The sequence below is a fragment of the Cytobacillus kochii genome, assembly GCF_020171845.1.
Classification (GTDB): domain Bacteria; phylum Bacillota; class Bacilli; order Bacillales; family Cytobacillaceae; genus Cytobacillus; species Cytobacillus kochii.
Map to the genome: position 1 here is coordinate 306,625 of NZ_JAIVAM010000008.1, position 16,791 is coordinate 323,415.

The 16,791-nt window shown below is 32.9% G+C and carries 18 protein-coding genes; 15 read left to right on the forward strand and 3 right to left on the reverse strand.

All coding sequences use genetic code 11. The features are described 5' to 3' along the window. Nucleotides 1-16 precede the first annotated feature (16 nt). From LCM23_RS14650 to LCM23_RS26090, 7 genes are all read left to right on the forward strand, one after another. Nucleotides 17-1,288, forward strand: a complete 1,272-nt coding sequence (locus LCM23_RS14650) for a phage portal protein (RefSeq protein ID WP_224937624.1) — start codon at nt 17-19, stop codon at nt 1,286-1,288. A 78-nt stretch (nt 1,289-1,366) separates the two neighbouring features. Beyond that, nucleotides 1,367-1,954, forward strand: a complete 588-nt coding sequence (locus tag LCM23_RS14655; RefSeq protein WP_224937625.1) for a DUF4355 domain-containing protein — start codon at nt 1,367-1,369, stop codon at nt 1,952-1,954. A 29-nt stretch (nt 1,955-1,983) separates the two neighbouring features. Beyond that, nucleotides 1,984-2,916 (forward strand): major capsid protein, encoded by a 933-nt coding sequence (locus LCM23_RS14660; RefSeq protein ID WP_224937626.1) that lies wholly within the window; start codon nt 1,984-1,986, stop codon nt 2,914-2,916. 62 nt (nt 2,917-2,978) lie between these two features. After that, a complete protein-coding gene (locus LCM23_RS14665) occupies nt 2,979-3,272 on the forward strand; it encodes a hypothetical protein (protein ID WP_224937627.1) in 294 nt (97 codons plus the stop codon). Beyond that, nucleotides 3,263-3,562 carry a phage head-tail connector protein gene (locus LCM23_RS14670; protein ID WP_224937628.1) on the forward strand — a complete coding sequence of 100 codons (300 nt, stop codon included), beginning with the start codon at nt 3,263-3,265 and terminating at the stop codon, nt 3,560-3,562. The genes LCM23_RS14665 and LCM23_RS14670 overlap by 10 nt, the downstream gene beginning before the upstream one ends. Continuing rightward, nucleotides 3,563-3,892 (forward strand): hypothetical protein, encoded by a 330-nt coding sequence (locus LCM23_RS14675; protein ID WP_224937629.1) that lies wholly within the window; start codon nt 3,563-3,565, stop codon nt 3,890-3,892. It begins immediately after the preceding gene. Nucleotides 3,893-4,013: 121 nt separating this feature from the next. Beyond that, nucleotides 4,014-9,497: a phage tail tape measure protein gene (locus tag LCM23_RS26090; protein ID WP_318247536.1), complete on the forward strand. Its 5,484-nt coding sequence runs from the start codon at nt 4,014-4,016 to the stop codon at nt 9,495-9,497. Between the two features lie 38 nt (nt 9,498-9,535). On the opposite strand, the gene LCM23_RS14690 is transcribed toward LCM23_RS26090, so the two are convergent. Both LCM23_RS14690 and LCM23_RS14695 read right to left on the reverse strand, forming a co-directional pair. Further along, complete coding sequence (locus LCM23_RS14690) at nt 9,536-9,859, reverse strand: hypothetical protein (RefSeq protein ID WP_224937630.1); 324 nt, start codon at nt 9,857-9,859, stop codon at nt 9,536-9,538. 93 nt (nt 9,860-9,952) lie between these two features. After that, the gene (locus LCM23_RS14695; RefSeq protein WP_224937631.1) at nt 9,953-10,168 is read right to left on the reverse strand and encodes a helix-turn-helix domain-containing protein; all 216 of its coding nucleotides are present in this window, start codon (nt 10,166-10,168) and stop codon (nt 9,953-9,955) included. Nucleotides 10,169-10,461: 293 nt separating this feature from the next. On the opposite strand from LCM23_RS14695, the gene LCM23_RS14700 reads away from it, so the two are divergent. The 4 genes from LCM23_RS14700 to LCM23_RS14715 all read left to right on the forward strand — a co-directional run bounded on the left by LCM23_RS14700 (nt 10,462) and on the right by LCM23_RS14715 (nt 12,999). Beyond that, nucleotides 10,462-10,758 carry a hypothetical protein gene (locus tag LCM23_RS14700; RefSeq protein WP_224937632.1) on the forward strand — a complete coding sequence of 99 codons (297 nt, stop codon included), beginning with the start codon at nt 10,462-10,464 and terminating at the stop codon, nt 10,756-10,758. Then, a complete protein-coding gene (locus LCM23_RS14705) occupies nt 10,748-11,017 on the forward strand; it encodes a hypothetical protein (protein ID WP_224937633.1) in 270 nt (89 codons plus the stop codon). Before LCM23_RS14700 ends, LCM23_RS14705 begins: the two co-directional genes overlap by 11 nt. Before the next feature lie 151 nt (nt 11,018-11,168). Further along, nucleotides 11,169-12,431: an FtsK/SpoIIIE domain-containing protein gene (locus tag LCM23_RS14710; RefSeq protein ID WP_224937634.1), complete on the forward strand. Its 1,263-nt coding sequence runs from the start codon at nt 11,169-11,171 to the stop codon at nt 12,429-12,431. Beyond that, a complete protein-coding gene (locus tag LCM23_RS14715) occupies nt 12,424-12,999 on the forward strand; it encodes a replication-relaxation family protein (RefSeq protein ID WP_263624251.1) in 576 nt (191 codons plus the stop codon). The genes LCM23_RS14710 and LCM23_RS14715 overlap by 8 nt, the downstream gene beginning before the upstream one ends. A 130-nt stretch (nt 13,000-13,129) precedes the next feature. Here the strand turns inward: LCM23_RS14715 and LCM23_RS25930 are convergent, their stop codons facing one another. Next, nucleotides 13,130-13,255, reverse strand: a complete 126-nt coding sequence (locus LCM23_RS25930; RefSeq protein WP_263624252.1) for a hypothetical protein — start codon at nt 13,253-13,255, stop codon at nt 13,130-13,132. A gap of 337 nt (nt 13,256-13,592) precedes the next feature. Between LCM23_RS25930 and LCM23_RS14720 the strand changes: the two genes are divergently transcribed. The 4 genes from LCM23_RS14720 (at nt 13,593) to LCM23_RS14735 (ending at nt 16,601) form a co-directional block, all read left to right on the forward strand. Then, nucleotides 13,593-15,380 (forward strand): hypothetical protein, encoded by a 1,788-nt coding sequence (locus LCM23_RS14720; protein ID WP_224937636.1) that lies wholly within the window; start codon nt 13,593-13,595, stop codon nt 15,378-15,380. Nucleotides 15,381-15,836: 456 nt separating this feature from the next. Further along, nucleotides 15,837-16,037: a hypothetical protein gene (locus LCM23_RS14725; RefSeq protein WP_224937637.1), complete on the forward strand. Its 201-nt coding sequence runs from the start codon at nt 15,837-15,839 to the stop codon at nt 16,035-16,037. 40 nt (nt 16,038-16,077) lie between these two features. Then, the gene (locus LCM23_RS14730; RefSeq protein WP_224937638.1) at nt 16,078-16,269 is read left to right on the forward strand and encodes a hypothetical protein; all 192 of its coding nucleotides are present in this window, start codon (nt 16,078-16,080) and stop codon (nt 16,267-16,269) included. Nucleotides 16,270-16,328: 59 nt separating this feature from the next. Beyond that, complete coding sequence (locus LCM23_RS14735; protein WP_224937639.1) at nt 16,329-16,601, forward strand: hypothetical protein; 273 nt, start codon at nt 16,329-16,331, stop codon at nt 16,599-16,601. The last annotated feature ends 190 nt before the right edge of the window (nt 16,602-16,791 follow it).

Here is a 16,791-nt window from a genome sequence, read left to right on the forward strand (position 1 = left end):
TAAGGAGGTGAAAATATTGAATATAGAACAAATAAAAAAATATCTTAAGTTGCTTAGACAACAGCAACGGGATAAACAGATTTATCAAGATTATTATGAAGGTAAATTTGATATCTTAAAAAATTATGCTTATAACGATTCGAGGAGCAACATGAAAGTAGTAATCAACTATTTTCGAAAGTTTGTTCATGATGAAGTGGCATATGCATTGGGAAATAGACCATCATACATTTCAATGGATGACGATTTAAAAGCTTTGTCTTTGGTTGATAACCATTTTGCAAAGTGGATTCGAGTTCATAATCAAAGGTTAGTTTTAGAAGGGTTGAAATTTGGAGAGTCATATGAAATTAAATACACCGATAACCTTTCTTTCAAATGCGGTGTTCTTACTCCTTTAAATACTTTAGTTGTTGAGAGAGGCAATGTTGAAAAGAAAGTTGAATTAGCACTCCATACATATTCAGAAGGTATCTTTGAACAGAAGAGTAAATTAGACGTATATTATAAAAATATGGTTTATACATATCGTTTAGAGTCTGATGAAAATATCATTTTTGAGTCTAAAAGACGAATCAATTTTAAATCTCCACCTATTACTGTGTATTCTCCCAATCTAGATAGAGCCAGTATGCTTGATGATATTAAATCTGCTAATGATGCATTTTGTAACACCCTTTCTGATTTGGTTAATGAGGTGTCAGATTTTAGACAGGCACTCATTAAGGTGGCTGGTGGAACTTTAGAGGATGAGGATATTCCTAATATGAAAAAAAAGGGTGTCATCAATGTTCCAACTGGAGTAACGGTAGATTATTTAATAAAAGAATTGAATGATTCATTTGTTCAAAATTTACTCAACACACTGGAAGATAAAATTTATAAGGCTGCTAGCCATATGGATACAAATGAGAGACTACAAAGTAATTTATCAGGATCAGCATTACGAAGCAGACTTATCTCATTGGAAAACAAATGTATAATTCTACAGAGTCAGTTGGAAACGATTGATAAAAGTAGAATCAAAGATTTCTTTGATTTTATTTATAAAAAGACTAAAGAGAAATATGCACATGACAAAATTAAACTTCGTCTAAGCATGAATATTCCGGTGGATATTACTTCATTAGCGGATAGTTTTTCTAAGTTGGGTGATATAGTACCGCAAGAGACTCTGTTAGCTCAAATACCTTTTGTAGAGAATCCTGCAATTGAATTGGAAAAATGGTTTAAGGAACAAGAAAGAAAAGCAAGAATAGGTTCTGATTTAGCTAAAGCGGATAATTAAGTTTATCGGCTTTTTTATTATAAAAATAAGTGCACTTTTGGGGCTAATTGACTCAGAGGGGCATAGGAGGATAAGAAAATGGAATTAAAAGAAATTCAAGAGTTTTTCGAGTCAAATAAGAACAATCAAGAGGTAAATGAATATCTTCAGGGATTGAAATCACCAACACTTGAAGGGGTTCAACAATTTGTTACATCAAACGAAGATGCAAAGAAATGGTTTTCGTCTGAAAAGGATAAACATTTTGATAAGGGGCTAAATACGTGGATGGAAAAAACCTTCCCTCAAAAATTAGATGAGGAAATCAAGAAACGCTATCCCGATGAAACCCCGGAGCAACAACGTATCAGAGAGCTAGAAATGAAATTTGAAGAAGAAGCTAGAAAATCCAAAATAGCAGAAGTTAAGTTAAAAGCTCAAAGTGTAGCCAATGAGAAAAAACTTCCTCTTTCTATTATTGATTTAGTGGTTTCTGATAATGAGGATAAAACTCTTGAAAGCTTATCAATATTTGAAGAAGCGATGCAGTCATTTGTACAAAATGAAGTTGAAAATCGATTGAAAGATGGAGATTATATCCCTCCTAGTGGTGGAAAGATTACATCTAATTTAGAGGGTTTCTCTGCTTCACAATTGATTAGTCAAGGATTTTCACAAACAAAATAAAAACATAAAAAAGGACAAGGTGAACAAATATGGCAATTACACTATTAGAATCAGCAAAATTATCTCAAGATAAATTAAAAAGAGGAGTAATGGAAACTTATGTATTAAATGCTCCTGTTCTTCAGAAGTTACCATTTATGGGGATTGAGGGGAATGCTTATACATACAATGAAGAAAAAGAATTACCAGGTGTTGCTTTCCGTTCGGTGAATGAGGGTTATGAAGAGTCTACTGGTACAGTTAATCCAAAAAGTGAATCACTTGTTATTATGGGTGGAGATGCTGATACAGATAAATTTATTCAGCAAACACGAAGCAACTTTAATGACCAACGAGCAATCCAAACAGCATTAAAGGTGAAAGCTCTTGCGTATAAGTTTCAAGATACTTTCTTCAATGGTGATACAGCAGTAGATCCTAAATCATTTGATGGGCTCAAAAAGAGATTAACAGGGAATCAAGTAATCACAGCAGAAGAAAATGGCTTCCAATTGGATACACAAGATAAAGGTTCAATGTACGCTTTTATGGAGATTATGGATTCATTTTTATCAAATGTTAGAGGTAAAGCAGATGCGCTCTATATGGACTCAAAAACTTTAACAAAGGTAAAATCAATCGCCAGACAACTAGGATATGATGAACGTACTTTAGATGGTTTTGGTAAATCAGTATTCGCTTATGACGGGATTCCATTCTTTGATGCTGGAGAAAAACCAAATGGAACTAAGATTATTGGTCATGATGAGTCGCAAGGTACTGCATCTAATACGACTTCTATTTATGCTGTTAAATTTGGAGCGGATGAATTTGTATCTGGTTTAACAAATGGTGGAGTACAAGTTTATGATTTAGGAGAACTTCAAGAGAAACCATCATACCGTACACGGATTGAGTTTTATACTGGAATTGGTGTGTTTAATGGGAAAGCTGCTGCTAGACTTAAAGGATTAATTGTATAATATCGATTAAATTTAAGGGAGTGAATCTATATCACTCCCTTGTTATTTGAAAGGAGATAAACATGTATAATATTAAAACTCCTAACGGTTTTTATAATGGTACTACATATGGTGTTAAATTCATTAATGGTATTGGAAAAACTGACAATGAGCAAGTTAAAAACATCTTGATTAATGACTTTAAATACATTTTGCTTAACGAGGAAACTTCAACAGAATTGTTAGTTGTTGACTCTTTTCATAGGGGCAGTGGTTATTATGAGTTTCCAAATGGTGAGAAGATAAGAGGAAAAGAAAAAGCACTGGAATACTTATCCTTTCATATGAGTGAAGAGGGTGAATTGGAATGGGTGTAAAGGAAAGGGCTTTAATAATGCTCGATTTAGACAATGATGAAAATAAAGCGTTGAAAATAGATATCCTCTTAGATGATGCAAGGGATTTTATTTTGAACTATTGTTGGCTTGATGAAATTCCTTCTACATTGGATTCAGTGTTGTTAAAAATGGTGATTTTTGATTATCAAAAGCTAACAAATGAAAGTATTAGCGCTAGAAAAGAAGGAGATTTATCAGAAAGTTATATTCAATCGTACCCTGACAATATTATGACTATATTGAACTCTAACAGAAGGGTGCGAGTTTAAATGGGTAGAGAAAAAGTGGGGTATTTGTTAAAAAATGAAGTACTGAGGGATGAAGATGGCAATATATTAACTGACAAATATGGTAGACCTGTTACAGACTATATTCCTGTTACCCCTTTTGAAATAAGAAGTTGGCAACCGTATAGTCCACAAATGGCTAGTGATAGGTATGCTATTAGAGTACCAGAAGTAAATTATCGATTTTTTACTGATCCAAATGATATCCTTAACTTTAATGAGAGATTTCAATTTAAAGGGAAAACATACAGGATAGAATATCCTATAAAGTTTGACAGGCACTATCAAGTATTAGTTAAAGAGATAGAATAAATGGCTAGTAGATTCGCAGATACTAGCCATTCGAACATATATACTAAATAGCCTAAGAAAGTGAGCATTCATATGTTCGTTTTCTTAGGCTATTTTTTTACATTTTTAAGGAGTGTGCTATATGACAAAACCATTATCAATAAGAATCATTGGCAAGTTAAATCAAACAGAAACTGTAAGAATAATTCAGAAACAACTAAATGAAATAAGCTCAAAATTAAAAGTAACCATTGGTGTCGATACTAAGCAAATAGATGCTTTAAATAATAAAATTAAACAAACGCAGGAGCAAGCAAATAAGAAAAAGGTAACTATTGTTGGTGATAAAGAAGTAACTAAAGTAAAGGAACTCTACACTTCCCTCGATAGAGCGGTAGAAAAATACAGTAAACTTGGTCAGGTTAAAGTTAATAAAACTTTTAATCCAGCAACTAAGGATTTAGAAAAGTTTACTCTAAGTATCACCAAAGCCAACGGAGAAGTGGATAGACTCAAGTTTGAGTTAGACAAACTAAGGAATATACATGGTACAAATGGATTTGCTTTAGTGGGTAAAACAACAACGGATAATTCTGCTCACACTCGAGAACGACAATTACAAACCGTACAGAAAATAAACACACAAATTAATAGGCAGAATCAACAATTGCAGCATCAGTTGGAAATGTTTAAACAGCAAGCTAGACTAGATGCATCAAATCTAAAAAATCGATATGGTAATAGCTCACGTTTCGATCAGGCTGGGTTAAATAGTTGGCTAAACTCTGTGAATAATTTAAACACATCTACTCCTAATGCGACTCAACAAATGGATAGATTGAGAATGCAATTTAGAGGTATCACATCTGATGCTAGGAATGCTCAAGGAATGGTTAGAGACTTTGGTGGCACATTGGAGAATGCATTTGTCCGTATGCCTGTTTATGCAGCAGCTGCTACAGCAATGTTTTTACCTTTCCAGGCTTTAAATAGTTTAATTGATACACTTTATCTACTTGACGAAAGATTAGTCAGTATTAATAAAGTACTAGAAGACGGTAACCTATCTCAAATCTTTAAAGATGCCGATGATTCAGCTATGAATTTTGGTCAGACTATCGATAGTGTTCTAGAATCCTATGGTGAGATTGCTAAGTTAGGTTTCAATGCTGAAGAAGCAGGATTTTTAAATGACCAATCTATGCTACTTAAAACCGTGGGAGAATTTCAATCAAACGCTGATGCAGCGAATAGTTTAGTGGCAATTTACCGTCAATATAAATTGGAATTAGAAGGTGTATCCAAAGTGGTGGATAGCTTAAACGAGGTCAGTAACAAGACTGGTGCAGATACAGTTGGATTGAGTGAAGCTTTGTCTAAAGCATCATCTTCCGCAAATGTTGCAGGGATGAGTTTTGACGAGCTATTAGGTACTGCATCAACTGTACAGGAAGTTTTGAAAATAAGCGGTTCCCAAGTCGGTACCTTCCTTAAAACTCTTTCTAGTAGATTTTTACGAGATGCTTCTCAAAATGCTCTTGAAGGAATCGGTATCCAAACTAAAACAGTTTCTGGCGAATTGCGATCATTAACTGATGTTATGCAAGATTTAGGTGAGCAGTGGGATACACTCGACAGTCAAACGCAAAACGCTATTAGTTCTCAGTTAGGTGGAGGCTGGCATAATTCCAAAACAATTGCTTTAATAGAAAATCAAGATAGGGTTTTACGAAACACAGAAGTGTCGATGAATAGCTACGGTTCAGCCACCAGAGAATTAGAAACATTTCAGGAAGGGCTACAATTTCAAACTAACGAAATGATAGCAAGCTTTCAAAACTTAGCAATGGCGATTGGTGAAAATGGAGCCAGGGATGCAATTGTTAAGTTTTTAGAAACTGTTACCTTCATGACTCGTGGGTTTACCGACCTTACTGAAGCAACAGACGGATGGAACATCAAACTTCCACTACTTGCAGTAGGAGTATATGGATTAGTTAAAGCCTTTACTTTATTATCAACAGTAGCAAAAGGTGCTAAATTGTCGCTAGGTTGGATGGGTGTTGGTTTAGTTGGGCTTGAAGCTATCGGAACTCTTGTAGCTGGTGTTGCTAAAACTAATTTAGATACAGCCAACACACTATCGGAGACTGGTCAGAAGTATGGTGATAATGCTGCAAGGTTAAGCTATCTATCTTCTAAACTCTCAGAATTAGAGCCCCAAATTAAAAACAATACCACAGCCAATGAAGAGTATAAAAGCGTCTTAGATGAGATACACGAAATCGCACCACAAGTAACAACTGTTACAGGTAAATATGGTGATGTCATTGATGTTAATAAGGATAAACTAAGTGGTTATATTGGTGTCCTCAAAGAGATGTCACAGGAGCAACTTAATCAAGCAGACTTGTTACTTTCCAACTCATTATTAACTGCTCAAAACGATTTAGAAAAATTAATACAAAAACAGGGCACTATCTCTAAAGATGTACAAAAAGATTTTGATTTTGTCAATGAGATGAACAAAAAATATAATGTAACAGGTGTTCAATCCTTTGCTGAAAAAACCAAAGAAGCCCTTGATGAATTAGGGTTATTTAATGAAGATTATAAACAAATGGCCAATGATTTTGGTCAATATAATAATATCTTTACAGTTGGTGGGCAAGATTTAAAGAAATATAATGAGATCATGTCAAAGGTGCAGGAAAAAGAATCTCAAGTAGATGATATTAAAAAGAGACAACAAGCCATAAAGGATATGTCTAGTAGTCTTAGGGATGGTACATATGCACAACAAGATTATGATGGTGCTATAAATAATGCTTCACAAAAAGTTGGTGACACAACTCAAGCTGTTGATGGTGCAATTGAAGGTATGGATACATACAGCGAGTCAATTGATGGTGCTAGTAGTAGCGTAAATGGATTATCTCAATCACAAGATGAGCTTAAAACTACAACCGAACAAATGATGGGTGTCTCTACTAATCAAATTGATAATATTTACGAGATGATTAGTGTATACGAGTTGTTATCTAAAGCTGAAAATCTCAACGATAATCAGAAACAACTTCTAGCTGATTCCACTGCTTATCTATCATCCGTTTATCCAACACTAGTTAAGGGATCACAAGCAAATATAGGCATCATGAAGAAGGAAATTGAGAGCACAGATGTACTGAAACAAGCTATCGATAAAATGGCACAAGGCCAATTATCAGCACAAGATCAGATGACAACGAGTACTGCTATTGGCACTAAGAATAGATTAAACTTATTAAATAAGGAAATTACAGCTTATAACGAATTCTTTAGGCAGGCTGATTTAACAGGTAACACCCTAGAACAAGAAAAATTAGCATCTAGACGATATGCAACTATATCAGTTGATATCAACTCTTTGATGTCAGATCTAGACCAATACACAGGAACACTATCTAATTCTTTGGATATCCATGGGCGATATACCCAATCAGCTATTGATACAGCTAAGGCGAATGCAAAGGCGGCAGAAGAAGCGGATAAGTCAGCTTATGCTACTGATAAATTTAAACAAGCTACCGAGAAATTAAATCTAGAGCTAGAAAAGCAAAGAGCAATCCAAGCTAAGTTTCCCGAGCACTCTAAAAAGTATCAAGACTCATTAAAAGCAGAGTTGAAGCTACTAGAGAAGAAGAAAGAGTTACTACAGGATCAATCTAAGTCACTCGAGAAACAAATTAAATCAGGTAATATAAAACAAACAGGAGTTTATACCATTCCCACAACAACTACTGTTTCCTCTTCCTCTAGAGGTGGTTCATACTCTGGTCAATATGCTTCTATTATTAATCAAGCAGCAAATAAATATGGTGTAGATGCTAACCTAGTTGCAGCAATTATTAAAGCTGAATCTGGTTTTAACTCTAACGCTCGTTCTCATGCAAGTGCTATGGGATTAATGCAACTTATGCCTGGTACAGCAAGAGGCTTAGGTGTTTCGAACGCATATGATCCATACCAAAATATCATGGGTGGAACTAAATACATTAAACAAATGTTAGATGCGAATAACGGAAATATTCAACTTGCATTAGCTTCATATAATGCTGGATTAGGCAACGTTAGAAAATATGGTGGTATTCCCCCCTTCGCTGAGACACAGAAATATGTTCCTAAAGTATTAGGTTATTACAATAGTTACGGTGGTAGTGGAGCATTCACAGCTTCAGCTTCATCCTCTTCATCAAATGTAAGTAAAGATGCAGCTAATAAACTATCTCAAATCGATTCAGCAAAATCTGAAGTTTTACAAATGCAACAAGAAATCTTAAACATCGAAAATGAAATGCAACAACTGTATATGGAGATTGTTGATTCGCAAATTGCTTCTTTTGATCGTCAAAAACAATCCTATGAAGATGATTTATCTAAGATTGATTTAATCCAAAATAGAGAGGTAGAAACATCAAACAAATGGATTCAACAACAAGGTAAAAAAGAGGCTATTATCACAAAGCAAATCAATCTGGATAAACAAGCGATTAAATTTATGAGCGAGCAAATAAAAACCAATAAAAAGTTAAATGAAGCTCAAAAAGCCTTACTTGAAGATCAATTAGTTGACCGTTATCAAACGCTGTACTCCTTAGAGCAAAAGTTATTAGATGAACGAACTAATATGGCTAATCAAATTATTGATACATATAAAAAATCAGTTGAAGCCCAAAAGAATGCTGCAATTGATGCGATAGATAAAATGATCAATGGAATCAATAAACAAGCTGAGGAAGCTGATTATACAAAACGATTAGAAAAGGCACAAAAAGACAGACAAGAGATAATGGATAAAATCGTTGAGTTATCATTAGACGATTCTTTTGCTGCCCAAAAGCAAGTTGCTGAGTTAAATAAACAACTACAGGAGCAAGACCAATCCATTATGGAGATGCAAGATGAAAAGACTAGAAATGATCGTATTGAAAACTTGAATAAGCAAAAGGAGAAAATTGAATCAGATTACGATAACTTGATTAATGATGAGCGAAAGTTTAATAAAATGCGCTCAGATATTATTAACGCTAACTCAAAACAGATCCAAAAAGATTTAGATAAGTATTATAAAAACATCAAAGATAATGCTAATGTACTTGGTAAATCTTTAAGTAATAATTTAATCGATTTAATCAATCAGGCTAATAAATATTTAAATGGTAAGGATTATAAGCCAATTAAAGTTGCCTCTGCTGCAAAAGGTGGAATTCTCCCATCCTGGGGTTCTGAAGGAAAGGCAATGGTAGTACATGAGGAAGAGATGATATCTAACAAACATGACACAAAAAATCTACTTAAGGCGATGGATGTTGCAGATGGATTATCTTCTAAATTAAAAGGGGTTGATTTAAATAGTTTGATCTCGAATAAATTCAATTCTATTTTAGCTAAGAGGCCTAAGTTAACTAATTTTGAAACAAAGAGTGCAAACGGTGCTTCAAATGTATTACATAACAGCATTACACTTCAAATTGACGGTAATATCTATGGAGATAGGGAGTTTAAAAAGAAAGTAGTTGATACTGTTAATAAAGAAGTTATGGGCGGAATAGTTACAGGAGTTAAACTTTTGGGAGGCACAATTTAAAAATAGGGATAACCATTAATTTGGTTATCCCTATTTTTTTACGCTATTTCTTTATTTTCATTTGTAGTTAGCTTTAAAGCAATTTCTCTTTGATATTTTATTATAGTTCCGATACCAAGCAATACGAATCCACCAAAAAGAATAATAGAAACAACAGTAATTAAGTTATATACCTCTGTAATCCACAGCGATTTAGCCGCATTAAAACTTGCCTCTGCATATTCGTTATCCCACAGTTCTTCATAAACTTCTTTGGCAGTATCGTAAGTGTCATGGTCAATACTATTCCAACCACCTATGAATCCAAATATAGCTACAATAATAAAGGCAATACCAGCTACATTGAATAATTTTTCATTCATTTAATCATCTCCTTGGACTCCTGTTATCTTCCGCACTATCCATTATTTCATCGAATAGTTCGTCTGACTCGTCTTTTTTTAGTAGGTTCATAATTAATCCTCCTTAACCCAAATATCTCCTAGCCTAAGGTTAGGATCAATCCTTCTCAATTCTTCAACAATTTCGTACAAAGTCTCAAACTTAGGTAACGACTTATTATTTACAATTGAGCTAAACGTAGATTTATCAATTCCCACTTTGTCTGCAAATTCTCCGTGTCTAATGTCTTTATCGGCTAAAATTACCTTTAGTTTACATTTATAGGGCATTTAGGCTCACCTCACATTTATATTCGCTAAATGTTTTGTTTATCCCTCTAATAAAAAATCAAGCTCCACAGAAACTTTTTTGAGTGGACAAGATATCTTTTAGGTCATTAGCCCATATACTCTTATCAATCAAACTTAAGGAGTGATTTGAGTATGAAAAATGAATTAATTCTTTATAAAAAAAACAAAGGTTTCTAGATTCGTAGATAACCTTATCCAAACAAACAACACTGAAGTTTTACTGAAATTTATAGGGTTTATTGAGCGTGAAATGGATAAGGAGGGTAAAGCTAATGTTTATTAACAACATCATCCAAACTGCGGTAAAAGCCTATCTTGAAACAGATGAAATTAAGAAGAAACACCATGATCGCCAGTATAATGAACTTGACCATACACCCTTCTTATTCTCATCGGACTATCTGAATCACCTATCTAATCAAGCTAACTCGATTGAAGATTGTAATAAAATCATGGAGTATCTTGAAAAATATGAGTGTGTAGACCAAGATATCAGAAGCTATGATTCTATTTACTACTGCACGTTAAATAAGACTAACAAAATGAAGGGGAAGAAAAATGAGAGTTGAAATTATCCCGTTTAAAAGTTTTGTAGCTGGTTATTCGTCTTTTACTCCTGATCCAGTTATTTTTAGTTTGGTAGATGGTGGATTAGCATTTTTTATTAGCACAGGGGCTGTTTTGGTCAGCCTTTGTATTTTGGAGAAAATGGGAGTACCGATTAATCATGCGACTGTTCGGATTGTTGGTCTAGGTGGTGTTCTGTTTGCTCTAGCTTGGGCTATAGCAAAGAATCCACTTATCCGTAGTCTTGTTATTGGATTTTAAGTTAACTGTCACAGGAACTAAAAATGTTAATGATTATCTGTTATCTAACTTGTTTTGTATGGTTCTTTCTAATTGCAACTCCTTAGTTTTTTTAAACTAAGTCCATAATTCACTTGCTCTGCAATTTCATCATGGAAAGCGAGGCGATTTGATGATCGAATTATTAGCATTCCCATTAGCTTTAGCAGGTGCAGCTTTGATACCCAAATTAACCAACGAAAAAGGGGATATTAAAGAGATATTTGAAAATATAGGTTTTGGTATTACCAGGAAAGATGGAGAAAAGATTTACCCTAAATTTAAGAAGAAACTCCCCATAAAAGACGGTGAGGAAACGATTGGTACAAAATATGTTTACTCGATACCTAAAGGACTACCAGCAACTAAAATAGCTGAAATGGAAAGTAAGTTGAATATCTTTAGTGATGGCCTTAATAAGCCAGTTATCCTTAAATATGAAGAGATAGTTAACAGGAGTAGAGATGATGATAATTTATATCCAAAGTATCTAGTAGTAAAAGTATTTAATCGAGATATTCCTAGAATGTTTCCTTATAATAAGTTGGTTAAAGATTACAATAGTTGGTCTGTTCCCATTGGAATGGGATTGGAAGGATTAATCACTCACAATTTTGAAAAAGTGCCACACATGACTGTTGCTGGTACAACTCGATTCGGTAAAACAGTTTATCTGAAAATGTTATTAACTTATCTAATTGAAACCCATCCAGATGACGTTGAAGTGTATATTATTGATCTTAAAGGGGGATTGGAGTTTAGTCGCTATGAACAACTAAAACAGGTTAAAATGGTTGCTAGTAATCCTGATGAAGCTCACAAAATGCTCACTTTTATTAATCTGTTAATGCAAGCTGATTACATTAATTTTAAAAAGAATTATTTCTCTAATATTGCCGATACATCAATTAGAAGAAGGCGATTTATTATCGTAGATGAAGCTGCACAGTTAGCCCCTGAGAAATGGATGAGTAAGGGAGAGAAGGAAATCTTAGGAGAATGTCAATCCAAATTAGGTGAGATAGCTCGCATAGGGGGAGGACTAGGCTATAGAGAAGTATTTTGCACTCAGTATCCGACAAGTGATTCTTTGCCACGATCGATTAAGCAAAATGCTGATGCAAAGATATCCTTTAGATTACCGTCTGATTATGCGTCTAAGGTGGCCATAGATACCACAGGAGCTGAGGAATTACCATCTAATATACAAGGTAGAGCATTGTTTAAAACGCATGAATTAAAGGGGATGCAAGCGCCTTATATCTCTAATAATGAAATGTGGAGTAGGTTAGAGAAATACCAAGTTTCAATGGTAATGGAGGCTAAGATAGATGAGCACATTGAGCACTCAAAGGAAGAAGAATCGACAGGAGAAAATCTTATTAAGTTTGGATAAATTAACATTTGCTACAAGACGACAATTACAAACTATTCACTCCCTTGGTTCAGATAGAAATGCTACAAAAGTGCTCAATCAGATGTCAGATTTGCTTAATAAGAGGATGCATGAAGGTAGGTATGTCTATTATATTAACCAAGCAGGGAGAGAGCTTATAGGGGCAGATATGGAGGTTAAATGGTCATTAATGGTTGACCATCATCTACTAAGAAATGACATGTATATATATTTTAAATACCCATCAGATTGGAGAATAGAAGAAAGAATTACGTTTAGATTTAATCAAGGATTAACTTATAAAGAAACCTCCATTACACCAGATGCCACTTTTACACTTCAGCAAATATTCCACTTTTTAGAGGTTGATCGTACTCAATCGATGATAGAAAACAAGAAGAAGATAAAACAATATCAGCTACTTTCCCCAATCATTGAAAAACAATTTAAACATAGGCCAAAAATAGTTTTTTATACCACAACTAAGCATAGAGCATCTATATTAAAGAAGTGTTGCTCAGATGCAGGTGTAGAATGCGTGGTTTATACGACAGATGATATAAGATGAGCTATCCCTTTTATTGGTGTTAATTGTTACTTTTATAGATGAAATTTCAAATATAAAAAACGAATGTTATAGGTTTCTGGACTTTTTTGTCAGATTTCTATAACATTCGCTTTTTATCTACTCTATTACATTAAAAATACTTATTTATTGCCTTTACTAAGTTAACTTGAATATATTCAGGCATAACCCTCAACAATTCTTCTTCAAACTTATCATGAACATCTTTATCTTTAATAATTTTCAAACGCTTTTTCATATACTAAGTCTCCTTTCTGTTCATAATGATTAATTTGTCTAATGTTACATATCCTACGTTGCCATAATCTTATTTTATGCAGGGTAATAGAATTTTAGTACAGGTTGTACAATTTTTTGTCAACTTATTTTGGAAATGAGGTTAATCTGTTTAGTGTTTACTGAAGATAATCAATTCAATTTTAATTATATCAATGTGTTCCATTGACATTGATTCGAATACTATTTTTTAACAGTAATAGACTACCTATGAAATAACTGGTAGAAATAGAGATTTTTTTATTATAAAATAACTATTATAAAAGACTAGTATTATTAACTTCTTGAAGGAGATAATTATGGATAAAATGTCAAATGGAACAAAAGAGAGAGTTGCTGTCCAAGCAATTACAAATAATGCCCTAACATTCGGATCTCAACTAATTCCTGAGATACCTGTTGGTGACAAGGCACCTTCATTTGATGGTCATATAACTGTCTATAAAGATAGTTCAGAGAAAGTAGAAAGTTTTATTAACCATGTTCCCACTCAGGTGAAAGGTACTGCAGTATCGAGTTTTACCGATGGATCGAAAAAGTTCTCCTTAGAAATTAAGCATTATCAGAATTACTACAGAAGAGGTGGCTGCTTATTATTTGTTGTTGAAATAAAAAGCAATTATGAAACAAAGATTTTTTATAAACAGTTATTACCTCTAGAGTTAAAATACATTATTGAAACACATGGATCACAAAAGAAAACTAATGTTGAATTAAGACCACTCGATGAGACAAACTTATATGTTGTTTGTAGAAGGTTCATTGAACAGATGGAAAAGCAAAGTAAGCTGTTAATTGAAAAAAATCAGTATAAAATGACTGATTATGACAAGGTTGTACTTTCTAGTTTGACATATAATCCTCAAGTAGGGGACATTACAGAAATTTTTGATCACGATTTTGTTGAATTTGGAGTTAAAGATAAAATTGAATATCCTATAGGCAATGTTAAATTAGGGGAGATAGGAATCTTAGATGAGGATACTGTCATAGTCGGATCTTCCGAGCACCATAGCCTTAAAGTAGAAACTAGGATAAATAAAACCGATAAAGTCATAATAATAGAGGATTGTTTAGAATTTAATCTAAAAAACGAGAAAATGAATTTTAATTTTAGGTTAGATGGACATAGACCTTTAAGTAAGCAAATCAAAATATTAAAACTTTTGATTGATGTTTTAACTAAAGGAAATTTAAAAACGAAAAGCTTTGGAGCAAATATAAATATAGCTGAAGGTGTTGAATATAAGGTACAACTAGAGCATACATTGAATTCACTTTTAAAATTAAAAGAGATATTCTCTGAATTACTAGTGAACGATGATATTATACTGGATTATAATAATAGACTATATTTAACAATTGAAAAACTTTATGAAGTGCTAATAAAAGGTGATTTCGCGTCTATTGAGACTGAAGGATTAGACATGGATGCTCCAGGCTTTATAAAATATAAAATCGGAGATGTAATTGTTGTTTTATTCTTGAATCCGAAAAGCGAAAAGAAATTAATAAACGCATTTTCAGAAGAAATGTTGTCGCTACAGTATCATTTTGGAATAAAGGAAGATGATAGTATCGTTCCTATCTCACCCTTTTTTATGCTAGAAGCTGAAACAATAAAACATGCAAAGAATATAAATTATGGGACAATGATAAGTAGCTTTAAACAAATTGATTATAATAAAGTGCAATTGGTTTTTAGCCAGATAAATGATTTCTCTTTAAAATGTCTGAACTTGTATGATGAAACAAACAATAAAGAATACTTAAGAACAGCATTATCTTTATTAGACGATACCTTCTCTAATAAAGAAAAGCTTGACAAAGTTAGCTATGAAATATTTATGGTTAATTATCTACAAACAAAATTACGTTTCAATAAAGAGTTGACTAGGTATGAGAATCTTGAATTAATATCTATTCGCACTGAATCTCGATCTGATAACTATGAACTAATGTTTTGTATAAGTGTGCTTTTAAAAAATAAAACTGAATCAGAAATTATGTTTAAAATGTTAAGTGAAGAAAGGCAAAAGCTTTATGAAACTATGCCCATTTTCAGTTTATATCAAAAATTATTATAAAGATTTTTAAAACGATCCTTCATAATTGAGATATGTTTTTTCCTCAAAATTATAAATGTGTATTCAAGAGCGTATGCAAAAATGCTATAATAGTAACAGTTATCACCTAGAGAAGAAGTATCTTCTTCTCTAGGTAATTCATTATTTGCGGTACCTTCTTCTATAACTTGGGCGTTTAGGAGAAGGTTTTTTATTTTGCTTTAATGACCTCAGAAGAACCATTTTTAATCTTGTATCGTAACTAAGATGTTATCTTTAAGATATAGATATCTATAGCTTGGGGATACGGTAAAAACAATTTAAATTTTGACAATACTGCACCTCCTAATATAGTTAAATTGCTCCATATTATAGTTAAAATTTTCTTTATTTATCATAAAATATCCACTGTTTAGTTAACCTTTATAGGAAGATGATGGTAAAGTTAAAAGTAATTATAACTAGGAGGAATCAAACATGTATAGCGTAAATTTATTATTGATTGATAAAAGTGGAGATGAAGTAGTGAAAGATTTACAAAATTTTAAGACTAGAATAGAAGCTGAAGAAAAGGCTAAAGAGATTGCTAATGCATATTTAGATGATTTTAGTGATTTAATAGAAGTTAGGTGGACTGTTTTCGAATTCGTATCTGGAGGCATTATTGATAGGGATTAATATAAAAAAGTATATTAATAGAGATTAGGGGGATATCCATATGGATAAGTATGTAATTGTTTTAAAAGATGAAAAGTATTGGAATAAAAAGAAAAAGCAGTGGGTTAATATTTTTTCACAGGTGACACCACTTGAACTTGAGGAAGCTCAAAATATAGCGGAAGATCTTGAGTCTGAATATGACATTAGTATTAAGTCATTCAATGAAGAATTGATTAAGTATAATAAATAAAAACTAAAATTAATTATGAGCAGGATTAAAATAATCATTTTATTAGGAGGATGTTAACGTTGATTATTCTAGACGAAAAAATAACGTCAATTAATATTGAGAAACATGGAAATTTAGATTTTAGTGATGCTAATATCATTGTAAGAAAAGATAATGGGTTTAAATCATGGGAAGTCGATGTAGTAGGCGCAGATGAATTTATGACAAAAATGTTTATCGAAGGTAGAGACACTTATGAATTAAGAATGATTGACGAAGGTGGAAAAGAATATAGTGGAAAGGCTATCCTTGGTGATAATGGCTTCATAGGTACTGGAAAACTAGAGTATTAAAGTATTTAAGTTTAATAAAAGAAATAATTTATTAACAAACTTATGGAGGTTCAAATGGAATACTATGAAACCCTACCCACACTAAATAAGACAGCAGAAAAATATCTTGATAAGGCTCAACAAGAATTGAAGTACTGTATTACTTGTCAACCATATGATGGTGGGAGTTATGTTTGGGTACTGGGGCAAG

Bases quoted from the DNA above. Each gene is read 5' to 3' on its own strand.
- LCM23_RS14655 (WP_224937625.1), top strand. From the start codon at position 1,367: ATGGAATTAAAAGAAATTCAAGAGTTTTTCGAGTCAAATAAGAACAAT.
- LCM23_RS14660 (WP_224937626.1), top strand. From the start codon at position 1,984: ATGGCAATTACACTATTAGAATCAGCAAAATTATCTCAAGATAAATTA.
- LCM23_RS14665 (WP_224937627.1), top strand. From the start codon at position 2,979: ATGTATAATATTAAAACTCCTAACGGTTTTTATAATGGTACTACATAT.
- LCM23_RS14670 (WP_224937628.1), top strand. From the start codon at position 3,263: ATGGGTGTAAAGGAAAGGGCTTTAATAATGCTCGATTTAGACAATGAT.
- LCM23_RS14675 (WP_224937629.1), top strand. From the start codon at position 3,563: ATGGGTAGAGAAAAAGTGGGGTATTTGTTAAAAAATGAAGTACTGAGG.
- LCM23_RS26090 (WP_318247536.1), top strand. From the start codon at position 4,014: ATGACAAAACCATTATCAATAAGAATCATTGGCAAGTTAAATCAAACA.
- LCM23_RS14690 (WP_224937630.1), bottom strand. From the start codon at position 9,859: ATGAATGAAAAATTATTCAATGTAGCTGGTATTGCCTTTATTATTGTA.
- LCM23_RS14695 (WP_224937631.1), bottom strand. From the start codon at position 10,168: ATGCCCTATAAATGTAAACTAAAGGTAATTTTAGCCGATAAAGACATT.
- LCM23_RS14700 (WP_224937632.1), top strand. From the start codon at position 10,462: ATGTTTATTAACAACATCATCCAAACTGCGGTAAAAGCCTATCTTGAA.
- LCM23_RS14705 (WP_224937633.1), top strand. From the start codon at position 10,748: ATGAGAGTTGAAATTATCCCGTTTAAAAGTTTTGTAGCTGGTTATTCG.
- LCM23_RS14710 (WP_224937634.1), top strand. From the start codon at position 11,169: ATGATCGAATTATTAGCATTCCCATTAGCTTTAGCAGGTGCAGCTTTG.
- LCM23_RS25930 (WP_263624252.1), bottom strand. From the start codon at position 13,255: ATGAAAAAGCGTTTGAAAATTATTAAAGATAAAGATGTTCATGATAAG.
- LCM23_RS14720 (WP_224937636.1), top strand. From the start codon at position 13,593: ATGGATAAAATGTCAAATGGAACAAAAGAGAGAGTTGCTGTCCAAGCA.
- LCM23_RS14725 (WP_224937637.1), top strand. From the start codon at position 15,837: ATGTATAGCGTAAATTTATTATTGATTGATAAAAGTGGAGATGAAGTA.
- LCM23_RS14730 (WP_224937638.1), top strand. From the start codon at position 16,078: ATGGATAAGTATGTAATTGTTTTAAAAGATGAAAAGTATTGGAATAAA.